Source organism: Umezawaea sp. NPDC059074 (genome assembly GCF_042738955.1).
GTDB lineage: Bacteria > Actinomycetota > Actinomycetes > Mycobacteriales > Pseudonocardiaceae > Umezawaea.
Genome location: NZ_JBHYHC010000010.1, coordinates 51,908 through 69,873, shown reverse-complemented (window position 1 = coordinate 69,873; position 17,966 = coordinate 51,908). Strand labels below are relative to the sequence as shown.

The window sequence follows — 17,966 nt, the reverse complement described above, 5'->3', positions numbered from 1 at the left end:
CGGACAAGGCCGCCGCCGGTCTCTCGGAAACCGTGACGCCGCAAGGCATCATCGCGGTGTGCGACCCGGTCGACGTTCCGTTGGCCGACGCCCTTCCCCGTCACCACCTCTGTTCGTGCTGCGAAAGGAACCCTCGTGTCCGATCACGCCGCAACCGCCCGCCGCGCCGAAACCGTGCTCGCCACCGAACGCGGTTGGTACGTCTTCCCCCTCATCCGCAACGACAAGCCCCCCGCCGTCACCGACTGGGAGAACAAGGCCACCAACGACCCCGACCGCGCCCGCTGGTTCTGGACCACGTACCCGCACTACAACGTCGGCATCGCCACCGGTCCCTCGAACCTCGTGGTGGTCGACCTGGACATCGCCAAGACCGGTCAGGTGCCCCCGGCAGGCTTCAACATGCTCGGGGTCTTCCAGGGGTCCGACGTGCTGGACGTCCTGGCCGAGCGCGCCCGCGCCACGATCCCCGCCACCTACACCGTGCGCACCCCCTCCGGCGGCACCCACCTCTACTACCGCGCCCCGGCCGGGGTAAAGCTGCGCAACACCCAGAGCACCCTCGGGTGGCTCATCGACACCCGCGCCCACGGCGGCTACGTCGTCGGCTCCGTGTCGGTCCTGCCCCACGGCGGGTACGAACTCGTGGACGACCAGGACCCGGTCCCGCTGCCCACTTGGTTGCACCAGGCCCTCACCGCCAAGCCCGCACCGGCCACCACAGCGCGCCGCCAGACCGTTCCTCACCGCCGCGGTTCCTACCTGTACGCGATCGTGCGGGCCGAGTTGGCCAAAGTCGCTGCGGCGCAACGAGCCCGCCACAACAAGACCGTTTTCGAGGCCGCGCTGACCTTCGGTCAACTGGTCGCGGGCGGGGAACTCGGCCACGCCGAATCCTTCGCCCTGTTGGAGGAGGCCGCCACCCACATCGTCATCGGCGCGTGCGACTGCACCGCGAGCGGCATCGCCAAGACCATCCGATCGGGGCTCAAGCTCGGGGCCACCCAACCCCGACGACTCGAAAGCGACGGCGGGGTGGCGGCGTGAACGTCGTGGAGCTGTTCGCCGGTATCGGCGGTCTCGGCCTCGGCCTGGAACGCGCCGGAATGACCGTGGTCGGCCAAGTGGAGATAAATCCGTTCTGCCAACAGGTGTTGGCCCAGCACTGGCCGGAGGCCCCCCGCCATGACGACGTCCGCACCGCCACCACCTGGTGGCACTCCCAACCCCGACCCGCAGTCGATCTGGTCGCCGGGGGCTTCCCCTGCCAACCCGCGTCCGAAGCAGGACCGCGGCTCGGCACAAGCGACCCCCGATGGCTCTGGCCCGCGATGGCCGACGTCGTCGCCGATCTCCGACCCCGATGGGTGCTGTGGGAGAACGTGCCCGGTCTGCTCACCCGAGGACTGGACATCGTCCACGCCGACCTTGTTCGACTCGGATACCGGCACCGCGTGGGGTGGGCCTCCGCTTGTGCAGTGGCTGCCCCACACGCACGCAAACGCCTGTTCGGTGTGGCCCACACCGACACACCGCGACGGACCGAGGGGAGCGGGCTACGACAAGCCCGGACGCCCCCTGTCCGAACGCGTCGGTGGCCCGCTGAACCCGACGTGGGTCGAGTGGCTCATGGGCTTCCCGATCGGGTGGACCGCGTTGCCGCCCTCGGCAACGCCGTCGTCCCCCACCTCGCCGAACACCTCGGCCACCTGATCACCGCCACCGCACACCGCACGAGGAGCGCCGCATGAGGATCCGAGTCGAGGGCACGCGCGCCGAGGTCGACACCGCGACCGCGCTGATCGCCGACGTGTTGGAGGTTCAGGAGGTCAGCAGCTTCTACGCCAACACCCGCACGGCCTCGGTGCTGGGCCGGGTGTACCTGACCGTGGCCAGCCCCACGACCACCGTCGTCCGCGCACGAGAGGACCGGCTCGGCAAGGGCACGCAGATCACCTCCACCCCCGGCAAGGAGATCACCCCGTGAACGACCTCGCCAACGACACGGAGCCCACCGGGGCCGACCTGCTCGACACCCTCCGCGACTCGCTGACCCGCTACGTCGTGCTGCCCACCCCCGAGTACGCCGACGCCGTCACGCTGTGGATCGCCGCCAGCCACGCCCAACCCGCGTGGGCGCACGCGCCCCGCATGGTGATCCGCGGACCCGAGAAGCGGTGCGGCAAGTCACGGCTTCTCGACGTCGTCGAGGCCACCTGCCACAACCCGTTCATCACCGTCAACAGCTCCTCCGCCGCGGTCTACCGGTCGATCACCGACGACCCGCCGACCATGCTCGTGGACGAGGCCGACACGATTTTCGGGCCGAAAGCAGACGGCAACGAAGACCTCCGCGGACTGCTCAACGCCGGACACCAGCGCAACCGACCCGCCAAGCGCTACGACGCCGCCACCAACAAAGTCGAGTCCATTCCCACGTTCGCCATGGCGGCACTCGCGGGAATCGGAGCGATGCCCGACACCATCGAGGACCGGGCCGTGGTCGTGCACATGCGCCGCCGCGGCCCCGGCGAGAAAGCCGCACCGTACCGACACCGCCGTGACCGTCCCGCCCTGCGCGCCCTGGCGGTTCAGCTCAACACGTGGCTAAGGGGAGCGCTGGAAATCTTGGAATCGATGGAACCGGAAATGCCCGTCGAGGACAGGGCAGCAGACACCTGGGAGCCACTGGTGGCCGTAGCTGATTTCGCGGGCGGGGAATGGCCGAACCGCGCCCGAACCGCCGTGGTCGCGCTGACCGAGGAAGCCTCCAAGGACGGCAACACCTCCGAACGCGTCCGCCTGCTGCTCGACTGCCGAAAGGCGCTCAGCAACGAAATGGCGTTGTCGACCGCGGTTCTGATCGAACGGTTGAAAGCCGACCCGGAAGCGACTTGGCGGACCTACGGCCCCAACGGGCTGACCGCCAACAAGATGGGGGCGCTGTTGAGGGAATTCGACATCCGTTCCGCGAACGTCCGGTTCCTCGACGGCACCCAGCTCAAGGGCTACCAGAAATCGGACTTCATCGACGCGTGGGCGCGCTACTGCCCGCCGGAAGGACCCGACGACGACCAGGCCCAGACAGGGCCGCGGGACGGATCGAGCCGTCCCACCGACACGAGCCGTCCCAGCCTGACCAGCATCGGGACGGCTGGGACGGCTGGGACGGTTACCCCCCTCAGCCACGCCACCGGAGGTGCCGCATGAGCGCTGGGCGGCACAACACCGAGATCGCAGAACTTCTCGCCCAACTGGCCGCACTCATCACAAGCAACGAACCGAGTGCCGCAGTACCTGCTCAGCGACAACCCCCGGAGCGTGTGCTGCTGACGGTTGAAGAAGCCGCGGAACTGCTTCACATCGGTAAGACCAAGGCTTACGCATTGGTCAAGTCAAGGGAGATCGATTCCGTTCTAATCGGCCGACTACGTCGGATCCACATCGACGCGGTCAGGGAATTCGCCGCTCGACTGATGACCGACCAGCGTGATTACCGGGCAGCTTAGAAAGGGACCTCATGGCGCGCGAAAAGAAGACCCGGAACGCCAACGGTCGGTCCAGCATCTATTACAGCGACTCTGACAAGTGTTGGCATGGTTGGGTCACGGTCGGAACCAAAGACGACGGAAAGACCGACAGGCGGCATGTACGAGGCAAGACGCAAGATGAGGTCTCCGGCAAGGTCACCAAGCTAGAACGTGACCGGGACGCCGGAAACGTGACCAAGGCCGGTCAGAACTGGACGGTCGCTGAGTGGTTGCAGCACTGGCTCGAAAACGTGGTCGCTCCGCCCACCGTTACAGAGAACGCGTACAACGCATACGAGGTAGCCGTGCGTGTTCATCTCGTGCCCGGAGTTGGAGCACATCGCCTCAAGAAGTTGGAGCCCGAACACCTCGAAAAGCTCTACCGCAAGATCATGCAGAAGAGTACGAAGTTCGGACCCACGACCAGCGCCGCGACCGCCAATCAAGCCCACAGAACGATTCGCGCGGCACTCAACGTGGCGGTCCGACGGAAGCACATCAGCAGTAACCCGGCACTAGAGGCGAAGGCACCGAAGGTCGAGGAAATGGACGTCGAGCCGTACTCCGTCGACCAGGTGAAAATGCTGCTCCAAGCCGCGCTGGCTCGGCGCAACAGTGCGCGGTGGGCGGTCGCGTTGGCGCTAGGGCTTCGACAGGGTGAAGCACTCGGACTGCAATGGTCGGACGTGCACTGGCGCGGTTGGGACCTGCCGTGCCCGGCACACCGTAAAGCGTTCTGCCCGGAGTGCGCCGCCCTGTTCTCGATGGGGATCGTGGTCCGACGCAGTCGATTGCGCCCGAAGTGGAAACACGGTTGCAAGGTGCCCTGCGGCAAGAAGTACGGCGGCTACTGCCCGGACAAGGTGCCCTCTCGCCCTGAGACGGCCGGTACGAAGTCATCGGCGGGAAAGCGTGGCGTCGGACTACCGGAGGAGGTGGCGAGGCTGCTGAAGCTGCACAGGGCGGAGCAGGACAGGGAACGTCGGAAGGCGGCACAGCTCTGGACCGATAGCGGCTACGTCTTCACCACGGAGACCGGAGCGCCGCTGAACCCTAGGACCGACTACAACGAGTGGAAGCGGCTCGTGAAAGCAGCGGGTGTGCCGGACGGGCGGTTGCACGACGCCCGGCACACCGCGGCGACGGTGCTGCTGCTGCTCGACGTGGCGGAGCGAACCGTCATGGGCATCATGGGCTGGTCGAACACGGCCATGGCGGCCAAGTACCAACACATCACCTCCGCGATCCGCCAAGACGTCGCCCAGCGGGTCGGAGGACTGCTCTGGAAACCCGTTGAGGACACCGTGAGCTGCACCAAGGAAGATGGCGACGGCACCGCTGAGGCCCCAGTTCCAACCGGCTGACCAGGGCTACTGCAACCAGAACTGCAACCGGAACGCAGAGAGCCCCGCACCTCGGGAGGCGCGGGGCTCTCTGACCAGCGGTGGCGGTGGGATTTGAACCCACGGAAGCTTTCACTTCACACGCTTTCGAGGCGTGCTCCTTCGGCCGCTCGGACACGCCACCGCTAAGAACAATACAAGACGGGTGTCCGGGGCTGTCGAGGGGGTTACCTGTTGAACTTGTCCTTGAGGCCGGCGACGCCGTCTGCGGTCTTGTCACGCAGGTCGTGGCCGGTTTCCTTCGCGTGGCCCTCGACCTGGTCGGCTTGGCCCTCGACGCGGAGGGTCTGGTTGCCGGTCTTCTCGCCGACCTTCTCCTTGACCTCGCCGATCAGCTGCTGCGCCTTGTCCTTGGCCTTGTCCAGGATGCTCATAACGGTCGAATACCCCGAACCGACCAGCGCGAACCGTGCCGAGGGTCACACCGTGCGCTGGTCGGCGAAGAAGTCGGCCAGCAGGGCCGCGCACTCGGGTTCCAGGACGCCGCCGTGGACCTCGGGCCGGTGGTTGAGGCGGCGGTCGCGGACGACGTCCCACAGCGAGCCGATGGCGCCCGTGCGGGGCTCCCACGCGCCGAACACGACCTTGTCCACCCGTGCCAGCACGAGGGCGCCCGCGCACATCGTGCACGGCTCCACGGTGACCGCCAGGGTGCAGCCGGTGAGCCGCCAGCCGTCGCCGTGCACCGACGCGGCCGCGCGCAGGGCGAGGACCTCGGCGTGCGCGGTCGGGTCGCCGGTGGCTTCGCGGGCGTTGCACGCCGCGGCCAGCTCGGTGCCGTCCGGGCCGAACACGGCCGCGCCGATCGGGATGTCGCCGGTCGCCGGGGCGCGGCGCGCGGCGGCCAGCGCCGCGCGCACCATGTCCTCGGGGCTCGGGGTCACGCCTGGATCTTGTCGAGCAGCTTCGTGAACTCGTCGGCGAAGCCGCACCGCTGCGCGATCATCTGGAGCTGCTCGTCGGGGTAGAGGTCCACCTCGTCCACGACGATCTGCATCTCGTGCTTCGGCATCCCGAGGTCGGCGAGGACGCCGAGGTCGCCTTCCGGCCACAGCTCCTCGTCCTCCTCGTCCGGCGGGTCGACCCGCAGGAGGTCGAGGACGTCCGCGGCGATGTCGTAGTCGAGGGCCGCCGCCGCGTCGGACAGCAGCAGGGACACCCCGCCCGGCACCGGTCGGAGGATGATGAAGAACTCGTCGTCGACCGCGAGGAGCCCGAAGGCCGCACCGGTCGAGCGGAGTTGGCGCAGCTCGGTGATAGCCGCGTCCAGTTCGGACAGCGCGGAGCTGTCCATCGTGCTGCACCGCCAACGGCCGTCCTCCCGGACGACCGCGACAGCGAAGCCGTTGACCGGCTCCTGCTCTGCCATGAGCACACCGTAGGGGGCAGCCACCCCACCCGGTAGCACGGGGCCTCCGGGAGCAGCGCCGAGGGCCCGTCCGATGTCAGTATCGACCCATGAGCACAACTCCGGATCCCCGCTTCGAAGGCCTGCTCGACGCCGCCAAAGCCGTCCAGCACCACACGGTCGCGCTGCGCAGGCAGGTCCACCGCCACCCCGAGCAGGGCCTCGACCTGCCCGTGACCCGCGCGGCCGTCCTGAGCGCGCTCGCCGACCTCCCCCTCAAGATCACCACCAGCGACCGCACCAGCGCCGTAGTCGCCGTGCTGGAGGGCGGCGAACCGGGTCCGACGGTCCTGCTGCGCGGCGACATGGACGCCCTCCCGCTGACCGAGGACACCGGCCTCGACTACGCGTCCGAAGTGGACGGCACGATGCACGCGTGCGGCCACGACACGCACATCGCCATGCTCGCGTCAGCGGCCAGACTCCTCAGCGACCGCAAAGCGCAACTGGCAGGCCAGGTCGTGTTCATGTTCCAGCCAGGCGAGGAAGGCCAACACGGCGCCCGCTACATGCTGGAGGAAGGACTCCTCAACGCCGCAGGCCCCAAGGTGGAGAAGGCCTTGGCGATCCACATCACGTCCACCCTGCGCACCGGCGTGATCACCTGCCGCCCAGGCCCGATCATGGCCTCGGCAGACACCTTCCACGTCACCGTGACGGGAAGGGGCGGCCACGGCGGCATGCCCCACGAGGCCATCGACCCCATTCCCCCCACAGCGGCCATGGTCGGCGCACTGCAAACAATGGTCGCCCGCAAAGTCAGCGTCCACGAACCAGCGGTAGTAACGATCGCCCACCTCATCGCAGGCACCACCACCAACATCATCCCCGAAACAGCACTACTGGAAGGCACCATCCGCACCCTCTCAGAAGCGACGAGGACGTTGGTGCACAAGGAAATCCGCCAAGTCTGCGAACACACAGCAGCAGCCCACGGCTGCGCGGCAACGGTAGAAATCATCCCCGGCTACCCGGTAACGGTGAACGACGACCAGGTAGGCCCCCACGTCCTGGACCTGGCAGCAAAAACCATCGGCGACGACTACACAGAACCCATGCTCGACCCCCTCATGGGAGCGGAAGACTTCTCCTACGTCCTCCAACAGGTCCCAGGAGCAATGGCCTTCCTAGGAGCCTGCCCCCCAGAAGTAGACCTGACCCAAGCAGAGGCAAACCACTCGGCACGCGTCCTCTTCGACGACAACGCCATGCCCCACGGCGTAGCCCTCTACACAGCCTTCGCCCTGGACGCACTGCGCTAGCAGCCAGCAACACAGCAACACAGCACAGCCAGCAGCCAGCTGGCGACCACGACGAGACCGGCGGACGCGGGCAGGAACGTGGCCGATTTTATTTGGGGGATTTGCCCCTTAAAATTGGAGATCGGGCAGGGCTTTGGGGCACTGCCTTTTGGCCCGATCAAGGGGCAAATCTAGGGGCCCCAAATCAAATCGGCCACAGCACGCTGGTACCGGCGGCCACCCTCCCGGCAACGACGACACCGGCAGCCACCCTCCCGACCACAACGACACCGGCGGCCAGACGAAGCGAGTGATGGCTTCGGGAGCCAACGCCGGCAGGATGACCCCCGTGCCTGACCTGTGCGTACTAGGACTCGGCTTGATCGGCGGCTCGGTGCTCCGAGCCGCCTCGGCAGCGGGGTGGACCGCGTGGGGCGCGACCAAGTCCCCCCAGGACGCCACCGCCGCCACCTCCGACGGCTTCGACGTCACCACCGACCTCGACGCGGCCCTCACCCGCGCCAAGGCCGAAGACGCCTTGGTGGTGATAGCCGTCCCCCTCCCCGCGCTGGACGAGGTCCTCAGACGGATCAACTCCGTCCACCCCACCGCCAAGCTCACCGACGTCGTCAGCGTCAAGGCCCCGGTAGCCGAAGCCGTGGCCCGCTTGACCCCCCACGCCCGCTACGTGGGCGGCCACCCCATGGCAGGCACCTCCACCTCAGGCTGGCAGGCCTCCACCCCCACCCTCTTCCACAACGCCGCCTGGGTGATCACCGCCGAGGACGACTCCACCCCCGAAGTCCTCCAGGAAGCCATCCGCCTGGCCCTCGCCACCGGCGCCCACGTCATCCCCGCCAGCGCCACCGAACACGACGCCGCGGTGGGCCGGATCTCCCACCTCCCCCACGTCCTCGCAGCGGTCCTCGCCACCGTAGGAGCCGACGGCGGCCCCCTGGCCCTAGCGCTAGCCGCAGGCAGCTTCACCGACGGCACCCGAGTAGCGGGCACCCGCCCCGAACTCGTCCAAGCCATGTGCGAGGGCAACAGATCCGCACTCCTGGACGCGGTCGACGACGCCCTGGGCCGCCTAGGTGCGGCCAGAGGCTCCCTGGCCTCCACCGGCGGACTGGCGAAAACCATCGAAGCAGGTCACCAGGCCCGCCAGGCCCTGGAATCCCACCGAAAAGCCCCACGCAAGAACAAGGACATCGACCTCAATTCCCCCACCGCCCCGAAGTCACTCCGCACGCTAGGAGCAAGAGGCGGCCGTATCGTTTCGCTGGACGGTGCGACCGCGAGGGCTCAAACCTCGTAATGTCGGCACCGTGGAGCGTCGCAGGCTGATCGCCGTCGTCGGGGGGCTGGCCGTCGTGGTGGGGGCTGTCGTCGCGCTGCGCAACGAGGCCCCGCCTCCGACGGTGAAGTCCACGGATCCGGTCAACCTCACCAGGTTCGTCGACGACCGGGTCGACTACCGAGCCGAGAGGCAAGCCCTTTCCGCTCCGTCGGACCTCAAGCTGACGGCGTTGGACATCACCAGCGTCCGCGCCGCGTGGACCCCCACGGTCGGCTACGGCTACGAGGTGCGCTGGCTCGACCAGGTCCGCCTGGTCCTGGTGCCGGAAACCGAGATCACCGGTCTGCCCGCCAACGACGAGCTGACCCTGGAGGTCCGGGCGGTCGACGCCGAGGGCCACCGGTCCGCGCCGTCGAGCATGAAGGCCGTGCCGCGCCTGCTCTACAACGAGGCGTGGGCCGACCAGTTCGTCGCCCCGGTCGACCACTTCGACGGTCCGGCCGCCCTGTCGTCGCACCGCTGGCGCGCGCTCGGCAACGACGACTGCCTCGGGCTGCGCTCGTTGCCGGGCGTGAAGCGGGTGGAGATCACCTGCGACAACGCCGAACTCCAGTCGAACCTGCCCCTGGTGCTCACGGAGCCGCGGCCCGCGGAGGACGGCGAGGTCGGCCGGGTCATGCTGACCATGGACGGTCCCGGCACCGATCCCAACGGCCTCAACCAGGAGGTGTCGATCACGCTGCTCCCGGAGCCGTTCGACGACCTGCCGTGGCTCGGGATGTACGACAGCATGTCCGCTCCGACGCGGATCCCGCCGGGCGCGGTGGTCCTGCACATCAACCCGTTCGGCGCGAGCTTCAGCCAGGGCGTGGACGTGCCGACGACGACTCGGGTGGTGCCGGTCAGCGGCCGGTCGATCGTGCCGTCGACCGGTGTGCGGCACCGGTGGGAGCTGCGGATCCTGGCCGACGCGCTGGTGGCCGTGCGCGACGGCGAGGTGATGGCGGCGGCTCCCGCGGCCGTGCCGTGGAAGTCCGCACGGGCCAGGCTCGCGTTCCGCGACGCGAAGGGCACCACGATCGACACGTTCGGTGTCGGCGGCGGCGCGGAGAACCCGCGGTCGACGTCGATCATCACGCTCGGGCCGTCGGAGCGGGAGCCGTCGGCGACGACGTTGGGCACCGTGTCGCCGCTGCTGTTCGCGGGCGCGGAGTCGCTGCGGGTGCTGGCCGCGGTGTACGGCAACAACGACGCGCCGGTGACCGTCCACTTCGGCGACCGGCAGGTGCCCGCGAAACCGATGTACCCGTGGGGCGCGATCGGGCCGACGGTGTCGACGACGCTCTACGCCGACTTCCCGCTGCCCGACCCGGCGCTCGGCACGAATCCCAAGCTGCGTCTCACTTCGACGACGGACATCGACTCCGTCAGCGCCAGCATCGTGGTCCGCGACGGCCTGGACGCCCCGGCTCGCAAGCTGCCGAGGCTCGCCGACCTCGGCCCCGCGGTGCTGAAGGTGGCGATGCCGAAGCTGAGCATCGAGCACGAGACCAACGTGTCGCCGCCGACGCGGTTCCCGACGGGCGGCAGGATCCGGCTGGTCGTGGAGCTGGACGGCGGCCACGACCACGTCATCGCGCCCACGTCCGGGATCGAGGTCGACCTGGACGGCGACCGGATCGTCACGCTGCCCACCGCGGCCGACGGTCCGTCGGCGGGCGGGCGGTACGAGTTCTGGCTCGACTCCTCGAAGCTGCGGGCGGGAGCGCACCGGGTGACCGCTCGCGTGCAGCCCAAGGACTCGGCGATGCCGCCGAGGGACACGCAGCAGTCGTTCGAGATCCGTTCCGGTTGATCTCGGGTCGACAACGACTAGTGACCCCGGTCGGTGGTCGGCCTAGCTTGACGCCATGGACCGACGTCGGATCGCCGTGGTGGCCGCCGGTCTCGTGCTGTTCGGCGGGGCCGTCGTGGTCCTGCGGAGCACGGGGCTGACCGAGCCGACCGTGGACGCCACCCCGGTCCCGCCGCCGCCCACCTCGCTGGAACGGTCCGCGGGCCAGGGCGTGGTGCTGCCGTCGGTGACGGAGACGCCCGAGTCGCCCCAGGGCCTCTCGGTGCTGTTCGGCCCGCAGCGCCTGCAACTGCGGTGGACCGGCAAGACCCCCGGCTACGAGGTCAAGTGGGGTCAGGGCGCGCTCGACCACACGCTGCTGGTCGCGCAGCCCGTGGCCCAGCTCGACGGGCTGGAGGACGGCCGGGAGTACCGGGTCGAGGTGCGCGCGGTCGACTCGTTCGGCAAGCGCTCGGTGCCCGCGACCGGGGTCGGCACGCCCCGCACCGACACCTCGACGGACGGCAAGTACGTGCTGCTGGACCGGTTCGACCAGGCCAACGCCCCCGACCCGACCCGGTGGCAGCTCGCCACGAGGGAGAACTGCGCCCGCGCCACCCCCGGCCAGGGCGACGACGCGCGCAGGCTGGTGATCAGCAGCAACTGCGCCGCCGCGCCGGTGACGCTGCGGTCGCGGACGCCGTTCGCGCTGGCCGACGCCGACGAGCTGGGCCGGTTCGCGGTGGAGACGGACGCGCCGGGCGTGGACGGCGAGCTGTTCCTGGACCTGGTGCCCGGCCCGGTCAGCATGGTGTCGGGCGCGGTGCCCGAGCAGGCGTCGGACCGGGCCGTCGAGGTCGACGGGCTGCCGCCGGGCACGATCCGCACCCGGATCGCGTCCAGCGCGGGCGCGACCACCGCGCAGGTGCTGGTCGCGCCCGGAACGCCGAGGCTCGCGCCGACCGACGAGCAGCCGCACCCCGTTCCCGCCGCGCGGTTGGGCGTGAGCCAGCGGTGGGAGGTGGTGCTGCGCCGCGACGGCGTGCGGGTCCTGCGGGAGGGCGCGCTGGTCGCGAAGGGCGAGGTGGCTCCGCAGTGGACGGAGGCCACGGCCATCGTCGGCGTCGTCGGACCGTCCGGTGAACGGGTGCACGTCGACCTGATCGCGTTCGCGGGCAAACCCGCCGTCGCCCCGCCGCTGGTCCCGTCGCCGCCGATCCGGGTCGAGGTGGGCGGCGGGACGAACGTCGTCCCCGGCCCGGACGTCGTGCCGGACGTGCTCGGCGGGCAGCTGCGGATGAACATCGTGCACACCGACGGCTCCGGGGTCGCGCCCCAGTTCACCGCCTTGGTCGGCGGGAAGGTCGTGGTGCCGCTGCGGCCCGCCGTGCCGGGAACGGGGTGGCGGCCGGACAGCGGCTACCCGGTGGTCGCGGACCTGCCGCTGGAGTCGCTGGTGCTGCTGGGGCAGGACAAGCACCTCCAGGTCAGCGTGCAGACGCCGTCGCCGATGCGGATCCAGCTGACCCACGTCGACCTGGAGCTGGTGCCCCGGCCGGGCGCCAAGCCGCACGCCCCGCCGCCCACCGAGACGCAGGCGCTCAACGGCGTGGAGCTGGACCTCGCGCGGGCGGGCGGCAAGGTGCTGGACGCGAGCGGGCAGCCGGTGCCCGACGGGAAGCCGCTGCAGGCGGGGCGGCTGATCCTCGACGTCGTGATGGACGGCCTGGAGGGCAGGCGCACGACCGCGCGGCTGCCGGGGCTGGCCGGGTTCACCATCCGGCTGGACGGCGACCAGGTCGCCAGCGTCCCGACCACCGAGGACGGTCCCGCCGTCGCGGGCCAGTGGCGGCTCGCGCTCAACACCAGCGGCCTCTCCTCGGGCCCGCACATGATCGAGATCAAGGCGTTCAGCACCGAGACCACGACCCGGCCGGCGTCGGCGTTCGTGTCCTTCTTCATCGCCCAGTGAGCCGCCGGAGCGCCGAGGACGGCGTTCGGGAGCAAGATGGGGCGCATGTCGCGAGCCCTGGTCCTCGACGTCGCCCGCACCCCCTTCGGCCGCTACCGGGGAGGGCTGGCGGGCATCCGGGTCGACGACCTGGCGTCGCTGCCGATCAGCGAGCTGCTGCGCAGGCACGGCGACCGGCTCGACCCGGCCCGGATCGACGACGTCCTCTACGGCAACACCAACGGGGCGGGCGAGGAGAACCGGGACGTGGCGCGGATGGCCGCGCTGCTGGCCGGTCTGCCGACGAGCGTGCCCGGCGCGACGGTCAACCGGCTGTGCGCCTCCGGCGGCGAGGCGATCGTGCAGGCCGCGCGGGCGCTCTCGCTCGGTGACGCGGACGTGCTGGTCGCGGGCGGCGTGGAGGGCATGACCCGTGCGCCGTTCGTGGTGCCGCGGCCGGAGAAGGCGTTCGCGGACCGGCTGGAGTCGGTGTCCACGGCGCTGGGCTGGCGGCTGGTCAACCCGCGGATGCCGTCGAAGTGGACCGTGCCGCTCGGGCGGGCGGCCGAGGACGTGGCCGTGGAGCTGGGGATCACCCGGACGCAGATGGACGCGTTCGCGCTGCGCTCGCACCGGCGGGCGGCGGCCGCGTGGGACGCGGGCGTGCACGAGGGGTTCGCGTTCCCGGTGCAGCTCCCGGACGGGACGGCGATCCGGCGGGACGAGTCCGTGCGGCCGGAGACCAGCGTGGAGAAGCTGCGGAAGCTGCACCCGGTGTTCTCGGAGACGGGCCCGGTCACGGCGGGCAACTCCTCGCCGCTCAACGACGGCGCCGCCGCGGCCCTGATGGGCACGGACGAGGTCGCGGCCGAACTGGGCCTGGAGCCGCTGGGCGAGATCGTCGGCAGCGCGGTCACCGCGGTCGAGCCGCAGCGGTTCACGCTCGCGCCGGTCAGCGCCATCCGCAAGCTGCTGGCCCGCCGCCGGATCGCGGTCGCTGACGTCGACCTCTGGGAGGTCAACGAAGCGTTCGCCGCGATGGCGCTGTCCGTGCTGCACCACCTGCCGGAGATCGACCGGGAGAAGGTGAACGTGCACGGCGGCGCGATCGCCTACGGCCACCCGCTCGGCGCGTCCCTGCCGCGGGTCGTGTTCGACCTGTGCAGGCACCTGCGCGCCCGCGGCGGCGGAGTCGGGATCGCCGCCGCCTGCGTCGGCGTGGGCCAGGGGATGGCCATCGCCGTCCGCGCCTAGACGCCTAGATGCGGCGCGACACCTGCGGGTAGTCCAGGACGATGCCCTGCGCGTCCACCACCAGGTCCGACGAGAAGTCGCCGGAGCTGAAGTTGATCACGGACGTCTCGTCGCCGACGGAGACCGTGCGGTACGTCTGCTCCACGACCTGCACCGACAGGTCCGGCAGCGACACCCGCACGACCGGCAGCACGTGCTCGCCCGCCTCGCGGTGCAGCCCGAGCCGCCGGATCGGGATCGAGTTGAACAGCACGACGAACTGGACGTCCACGTCCATCGCCCCGCCGAACTCGGCCCGCTCGGAGCCCTTGCCGGTGTCGACCAGCCAGGCGCCGTCGGCGGTCCGGCTGAGCGAGATCTGCTTCTCCTCCTCCACGGTGGCACTGCGCAGCAGCAGCCGCTTCACCGTGCCCTCCTCGCCGACGCCGACCTCGAACGAGGCGCTGAACTGCTCGTCCGGGCCCGCGGTGACGAGTCGGCCGGACGCGCGGAGGCGCCGCTGGTCGGACAGGAGCAGGCGCACCTGTTCGAGCCGCGGTTCCCGGTAGCCCTGCCACGTCACCATCTCGGGGCGGCGCGCGGTCGCAGAGGTGGAGCGGGCCTCCCCGGAAGGGGTAGCCCGCTCATCCGTGTTCGAGGAGTTCACTGCCCACCCGGAAGGAAGTCCTTGGCCTTTTCGGCGACCGACTTGATCTGGTCCTCGTGGCCGAACTTGCCCGCGGCGAACTCGGCGGCCTTGTCGATGCCCTCGTCCACCTTCTCGTGGTTCTGCTCGAGCAGTTCGCCGGCCTTGTTCTTGATCTCATCGAAGTTCACAGGTGCTCCTCCGCACTCCTGAGGAAGGGTACCGGAGCACACCCCCGGACCCCCACTGCCAAACGGACGGCGGTCACGCTACGCCCGATGCCGAACTTCGGCCCGGTTAACACTGGACCACACCCCCGTGTCGCGTGCGAAGATGACCCCGCCGCCGCCTGGTCGGCCGTATCACACGGCCATCACCAGGAGGAACGCCACAATGTTTCGGCTCATGCGCCTCATGGCGCCGCCGCTGTTGTTGCTCACGGTCCTGCCCGCTCCGGCGCACGCCACCCCGGAGAGGACCCCTGAGTTCACGACGACGACCACGGCCACCTCGGTCGCGGCACGCAGTGACCGACGTCCCGTCGCGGGCGGTCTGTACGACGCCGTCGCGAAGAAGACGTTCGTCTCCTGGGCAGGTCAGTTCGAGGACAACTACGCCCAGTCCTTCGACCACCGCACCAACCAGTGGTCCACGCCGGTCAAGTACGCCGACGGCGACTCGGACTCGCACAACTACCCGACGCTCGTGCAGGCCAAGGACGGGCACCTGCTCTCGTTCCGCGGCAGGCACAACGTCGAGCTGGTGCTCAACCGCGCGCCGGAGGCCCACTCCTCGGAGGGCGTCTGGTCCGAGCGGGTGATCTCCAAGGACGCCGCGACGTACCCGATGCCGTTCGTCACGGCCGACGGCACGATCTTCGTGTTCTTCCGGGAGACCTCGCACGACCTGGTCCCGGCGATCCCGACCGACACGCGTCCGATGCAGTACGTGGTGTCCAAGGACAACGGCCAGACCTGGAAGACCTCGCAGGAGCTGACCGGGAACAAGTTCGCGCTCGGGTCGGACACCCGGACCGACAACATGAACGAGACGTACTTCGGCCAGATCCGGCAGGAGCCGGACGGCCGGGTCCGGATCGTCTACACGCTGGCGGGCGGCGGCCCCGAGGGGCACCTGCACGACCGGTACCACCGCAACATCTACTACACCTGGTTCAACCCGAAGAACCTGCACTTCTACTCGGCGAGCGGCCGGGACCTGGGCACCCAGGTCGACGACGCGGACCAGGAGAAGTACCTCAAGGTCATCGAGACGCCGCTGACGCTGCCGAACGCCGTCAAGTCCCCCGACTACATCCAGCTGGTCGGGACGACGCTGGGGCAGCCGTTCCTGCTGTGGTTCAGCGGTGACGAGGCCAAGGGCCCGCTGCACAACTACCTGTCGTGGTGGAACGGGTTCAAGTGGCAGACCAAGGAGGTCGCGCGCGGTCTGCGGGTGCGGGAGATGGAGCCGCTGAACTTCGCCACCTGGCGGGTCTACGCGACCGAGGACGGCAAGCCGAACGTGAACACCTACAAGGTCACGCTGGGTCGCACGTGGGAGGCCGAGACGGTCATCCCGACCGCGAAGCCGGTGCAGCGCATCGAGCTGATCAAGGACTTCCGCGACCCGGTCCGGGTGCTGCTGTCCGGCGCCTCGTCCGCGCGGGAGGTCGCCGTGGCCGACGGCGACATCTCGGTGGCGGGCATCAAGCGCCGCTAGTCCCCTGAACGACAACGCCCCCGTGAGCAGGTGCTCACGGGGGCGTTGCGGCGTTCGGGTCGGACTACTGCGGGGTGGACTTGCGGCGACGCATCACCAGCAGGGCGCCCGCGCCACCGCCGACGAGCACGATGCCGATGATCAGCGGCACGAAGATCGACGCGCCGGTGCTGGCCAGACCGCCGGTCTCACCGCTGCTGCCACCGGCCGGGACGGGCTGGGTGGTCGTGGTGGGGGTGGCCTCCGTGGAGGACGGCGCCGACTCCGTGGTCGACGGCGTGGTCTCCTCGGTGGTCGTCGACGGCGGGGTCGAGGGGGCCTCGCCCTTCGCCCACGACGCGGTGCCGGTGGCCTTGAGGTCGACCTTGGCCGGGAACGCGACGATCAGCGACTGGGTCTGGAGCTTGTCGTTGCTGCTCACGAAGAGGCGGCCCTGGGTCAGCTCCGCGTTGGCCTCGACCGAGAAGGAGGCCTTGCCGTCCGGGGTGCCCTCGGGGACCTTGACGAAGAACTCCTTCGCCTTCACGCCCGCGTCCTTGACCGCGAGGGTGCCCTCCTTCGGGCTGGACAGCGTGTTGCCGTCCTTGTCCGCCAGGGTGACGCCCGAGGGGAGGTCCGCCTTGAGGACGACCTCGCCCGCCGTGGTGGTGACCGTGAACGGGCCGATCAGGTCGCCGGTCTTGCCCGTCTTGTCCGCGGGCTCGATGGTCAGCGTCGGGGTCGGCTGCTCCTTGACGCCCTCGTTCTTGGAGCCGGTCAGGTAGTCGTAGACGGCGACGACGTCGGCGTTCTTGACCTTGCCCTTGTCCAGGTTGGCGCCGTCGCTGTAGTGCCAGATGGCGGCCTGGGTCGCCCCGATCGCCTCTTCCTCGCTGACGTCCTTGCCGACCTCCTTGCCCAGCGCCTCCGCCTTGATCAGCGGGTACGTGTGCTGGAGGATCCAGCTGATCTTGTCGGCGTTCTCCTTGAACTTCGTGGTCGGGTTGGGGTGCTTGTCCCAGGCCACTTCCTTGAGCCCGTGACCGTCCTTGAGCGAGGTCGGCAGCTCGACGCAGTAGGACTGGACCTTGGTCTGGGTGTTGTCGATCTGGAGGCCGATGAGACTGGTGTCGAGCTTGTCGCCCTTGCCCTCCAGGAAGACGTCGACGCCGCCCTGGTCCCATTCGCCCTTGGGCTTGACGTGGACCTCCGCCGAAGCCGGCAGGGCCGAGGCCATGAGGGCGATGGAGGCGCCTAGGACTGCCGCACCAACGCGCGACGCGCTCAACCGGGATGCCATGGATCTCCTTCAAGCTCTCGAAAACTAGCCCGAATCGGGTGAGAAGAAGTGGGATCTTGTCGTCCGACAGGGGGCGGTACCCCGTTTTTTTCGTGGATCCGACAGGAATCGGCGGAACACTATCCGATCGCGTTACACCTGATCGTGTTCGGGTAACCCCTCGTGCCGTTATGGCTACGAACAGCGAGAACGCGGGTTGACACTCCACAGTGGACGATCAAATGACGATGATTGATCATGTTCACGGACCTGAACTTGCAGAATGCACGGTGCAGACCGCCTGGTCCATTAGCGCATTTCCGCAGGTGGACCCCTGTTAATGAGCATTCAACAGTCAAGGACTGACCGTTCTGCGATCACACTGTTACCGAACGGTGATCAGGGACGACCGCCGCCCCGCCCGCCGCTGGGCCGAACGG

At 69.3% G+C, this 17,966-nt stretch carries 18 protein-coding genes, 1 tRNA gene and 1 pseudogene; 13 read left to right on the top strand and 7 right to left on the bottom strand.

Features of this window, described 5'->3' with window-relative positions; genetic code table 11:
- The 7 genes and pseudogenes from ACFWW9_RS07565 to ACFWW9_RS07535 all read left to right on the top strand — a co-directional run.
- A pseudogene (locus tag ACFWW9_RS07565) lies at window positions 1–95 on the top strand (RNA methyltransferase); the annotation flags it as partial.
- A 40-nt stretch (window positions 96–135) separates the two neighbouring features.
- Window positions 136–1,047 carry a bifunctional DNA primase/polymerase gene (locus ACFWW9_RS07560; RefSeq protein ID WP_390372827.1) on the top strand — a complete coding sequence of 304 codons (912 nt, stop codon included), beginning with the start codon at window positions 136–138 and terminating at the stop codon, window positions 1,045–1,047.
- Window positions 942–1,751: a DNA cytosine methyltransferase gene (locus ACFWW9_RS07555; RefSeq protein WP_390372978.1), complete on the top strand. Its 810-nt coding sequence runs from the start codon at window positions 942–944 to the stop codon at window positions 1,749–1,751. The genes ACFWW9_RS07560 and ACFWW9_RS07555 overlap by 106 nt, the downstream gene beginning before the upstream one ends.
- Entirely contained in the window at window positions 1,748–1,987 is a 240-nt protein-coding gene (locus ACFWW9_RS07550) for a hypothetical protein (RefSeq protein ID WP_390372824.1), read from the top strand. Before ACFWW9_RS07555 ends, ACFWW9_RS07550 begins: the two co-directional genes overlap by 4 nt.
- The gene (locus ACFWW9_RS07545) at window positions 1,984–3,210 is read left to right on the top strand and encodes a DUF3631 domain-containing protein (RefSeq protein ID WP_390372821.1); all 1,227 of its coding nucleotides are present in this window, start codon (window positions 1,984–1,986) and stop codon (window positions 3,208–3,210) included. Before ACFWW9_RS07550 ends, ACFWW9_RS07545 begins: the two co-directional genes overlap by 4 nt.
- Complete coding sequence (locus tag ACFWW9_RS07540; RefSeq protein ID WP_390372818.1) at window positions 3,207–3,509, top strand: helix-turn-helix domain-containing protein; 303 nt, start codon at window positions 3,207–3,209, stop codon at window positions 3,507–3,509. The genes ACFWW9_RS07545 and ACFWW9_RS07540 overlap by 4 nt, the downstream gene beginning before the upstream one ends.
- 11 nt (window positions 3,510–3,520) lie before the next feature.
- Window positions 3,521–4,894, top strand: a complete 1,374-nt coding sequence (locus ACFWW9_RS07535) for a tyrosine-type recombinase/integrase (protein WP_390372815.1) — start codon at window positions 3,521–3,523, stop codon at window positions 4,892–4,894.
- 78 nt (window positions 4,895–4,972) lie between these two features.
- On the opposite strand, the gene ACFWW9_RS07530 is transcribed toward ACFWW9_RS07535, so the two are convergent.
- The 4 genes from ACFWW9_RS07530 to ACFWW9_RS07515 all read right to left on the bottom strand — a co-directional run bounded on the left by ACFWW9_RS07530 (window position 4,973) and on the right by ACFWW9_RS07515 (window position 6,302).
- Window positions 4,973–5,057, bottom strand: a tRNA-Ser gene (locus ACFWW9_RS07530).
- A gap of 43 nt (window positions 5,058–5,100) precedes the next feature.
- Window positions 5,101–5,307, bottom strand: a complete 207-nt coding sequence (locus ACFWW9_RS07525) for a CsbD family protein (protein ID WP_390372812.1) — start codon at window positions 5,305–5,307, stop codon at window positions 5,101–5,103.
- Between the two features lie 45 nt (window positions 5,308–5,352).
- Window positions 5,353–5,796 (bottom strand): nucleoside deaminase, encoded by a 444-nt coding sequence (locus ACFWW9_RS07520; RefSeq protein WP_390372975.1) that lies wholly within the window; start codon window positions 5,794–5,796, stop codon window positions 5,353–5,355.
- 17 nt (window positions 5,797–5,813) lie between these two features.
- Window positions 5,814–6,302, bottom strand: coding sequence for a tRNA adenosine deaminase-associated protein (locus ACFWW9_RS07515; protein WP_259628900.1), 489 nt, complete (start codon window positions 6,300–6,302; stop codon window positions 5,814–5,816).
- Between the two features lie 89 nt (window positions 6,303–6,391).
- Between ACFWW9_RS07515 and ACFWW9_RS07510 the strand changes: the two genes are divergently transcribed.
- The 5 genes from ACFWW9_RS07510 to ACFWW9_RS07490 all read left to right on the top strand — a co-directional run bounded on the left by ACFWW9_RS07510 (window position 6,392) and on the right by ACFWW9_RS07490 (window position 13,921).
- Complete coding sequence (locus ACFWW9_RS07510; protein WP_390372809.1) at window positions 6,392–7,603, top strand: M20 family metallopeptidase; 1,212 nt, start codon at window positions 6,392–6,394, stop codon at window positions 7,601–7,603.
- A gap of 328 nt (window positions 7,604–7,931) precedes the next feature.
- Window positions 7,932–8,900: a prephenate dehydrogenase gene (locus ACFWW9_RS07505; RefSeq protein WP_390372805.1), complete on the top strand. Its 969-nt coding sequence runs from the start codon at window positions 7,932–7,934 to the stop codon at window positions 8,898–8,900.
- Between the two features lie 10 nt (window positions 8,901–8,910).
- On the top strand, window positions 8,911–10,737 hold the full coding sequence (locus tag ACFWW9_RS07500) for a fibronectin type III domain-containing protein (RefSeq protein WP_390372802.1): 1,827 nt from the start codon (window positions 8,911–8,913) through the stop codon (window positions 10,735–10,737).
- A 55-nt stretch (window positions 10,738–10,792) separates the two neighbouring features.
- Complete coding sequence (locus tag ACFWW9_RS07495; protein WP_390372799.1) at window positions 10,793–12,688, top strand: hypothetical protein; 1,896 nt, start codon at window positions 10,793–10,795, stop codon at window positions 12,686–12,688.
- A gap of 45 nt (window positions 12,689–12,733) precedes the next feature.
- Complete coding sequence (locus ACFWW9_RS07490) at window positions 12,734–13,921, top strand: thiolase family protein (protein ID WP_390372797.1); 1,188 nt, start codon at window positions 12,734–12,736, stop codon at window positions 13,919–13,921.
- Between the two features lie 4 nt (window positions 13,922–13,925).
- Here the strand turns inward: ACFWW9_RS07490 and ACFWW9_RS07485 are convergent, their stop codons facing one another.
- Entirely contained in the window at window positions 13,926–14,486 is a 561-nt protein-coding gene (locus tag ACFWW9_RS07485) for a putative glycolipid-binding domain-containing protein (protein ID WP_390372794.1), read from the bottom strand.
- A 77-nt stretch (window positions 14,487–14,563) separates the two neighbouring features.
- Window positions 14,564–14,737 carry an antitoxin gene (locus ACFWW9_RS07480; RefSeq protein WP_390372792.1) on the bottom strand — a complete coding sequence of 58 codons (174 nt, stop codon included), beginning with the start codon at window positions 14,735–14,737 and terminating at the stop codon, window positions 14,564–14,566.
- Window positions 14,738–14,951: 214 nt separating this feature from the next.
- Between ACFWW9_RS07480 and ACFWW9_RS07475 the strand changes: the two genes are divergently transcribed.
- Window positions 14,952–16,268: a BNR-4 repeat-containing protein gene (locus tag ACFWW9_RS07475; protein WP_390372790.1), complete on the top strand. Its 1,317-nt coding sequence runs from the start codon at window positions 14,952–14,954 to the stop codon at window positions 16,266–16,268.
- Between the two features lie 64 nt (window positions 16,269–16,332).
- Here ACFWW9_RS07475 and ACFWW9_RS07470 read toward each other — a convergent pair whose 3' ends face one another.
- Window positions 16,333–17,484, bottom strand: a complete 1,152-nt coding sequence (locus tag ACFWW9_RS07470; RefSeq protein WP_390372787.1) for a thioester domain-containing protein — start codon at window positions 17,482–17,484, stop codon at window positions 16,333–16,335.
- Window positions 17,485–17,966 lie beyond the last annotated feature (482 nt).

Excerpts from the sequence above, each read along its gene's own strand:
- ACFWW9_RS07550 (WP_390372824.1), top strand. The coding sequence starts at position 1,748 with ATGAGGATCCGAGTCGAGGGCACGCGCGCCGAGGTCGACACCGCGACC.
- ACFWW9_RS07540 (WP_390372818.1), top strand. The coding sequence starts at position 3,207 with ATGAGCGCTGGGCGGCACAACACCGAGATCGCAGAACTTCTCGCCCAA.
- ACFWW9_RS07535 (WP_390372815.1), top strand. The coding sequence starts at position 3,521 with ATGGCGCGCGAAAAGAAGACCCGGAACGCCAACGGTCGGTCCAGCATC.
- ACFWW9_RS07525 (WP_390372812.1), bottom strand. The coding sequence starts at position 5,307 with ATGAGCATCCTGGACAAGGCCAAGGACAAGGCGCAGCAGCTGATCGGC.
- ACFWW9_RS07520 (WP_390372975.1), bottom strand. The coding sequence starts at position 5,796 with ATGGTGCGCGCGGCGCTGGCCGCCGCGCGCCGCGCCCCGGCGACCGGC.
- ACFWW9_RS07515 (WP_259628900.1), bottom strand. The coding sequence starts at position 6,302 with ATGGCAGAGCAGGAGCCGGTCAACGGCTTCGCTGTCGCGGTCGTCCGG.
- ACFWW9_RS07510 (WP_390372809.1), top strand. The coding sequence starts at position 6,392 with ATGAGCACAACTCCGGATCCCCGCTTCGAAGGCCTGCTCGACGCCGCC.
- ACFWW9_RS07495 (WP_390372799.1), top strand. The coding sequence starts at position 10,793 with ATGGACCGACGTCGGATCGCCGTGGTGGCCGCCGGTCTCGTGCTGTTC.
- ACFWW9_RS07490 (WP_390372797.1), top strand. The coding sequence starts at position 12,734 with ATGTCGCGAGCCCTGGTCCTCGACGTCGCCCGCACCCCCTTCGGCCGC.
- ACFWW9_RS07485 (WP_390372794.1), bottom strand. The coding sequence starts at position 14,486 with ATGGTGACGTGGCAGGGCTACCGGGAACCGCGGCTCGAACAGGTGCGC.
- ACFWW9_RS07475 (WP_390372790.1), top strand. The coding sequence starts at position 14,952 with ATGCGCCTCATGGCGCCGCCGCTGTTGTTGCTCACGGTCCTGCCCGCT.
- ACFWW9_RS07470 (WP_390372787.1), bottom strand. The coding sequence starts at position 17,484 with ATGGCCTCGGCCCTGCCGGCTTCGGCGGAGGTCCACGTCAAGCCCAAG.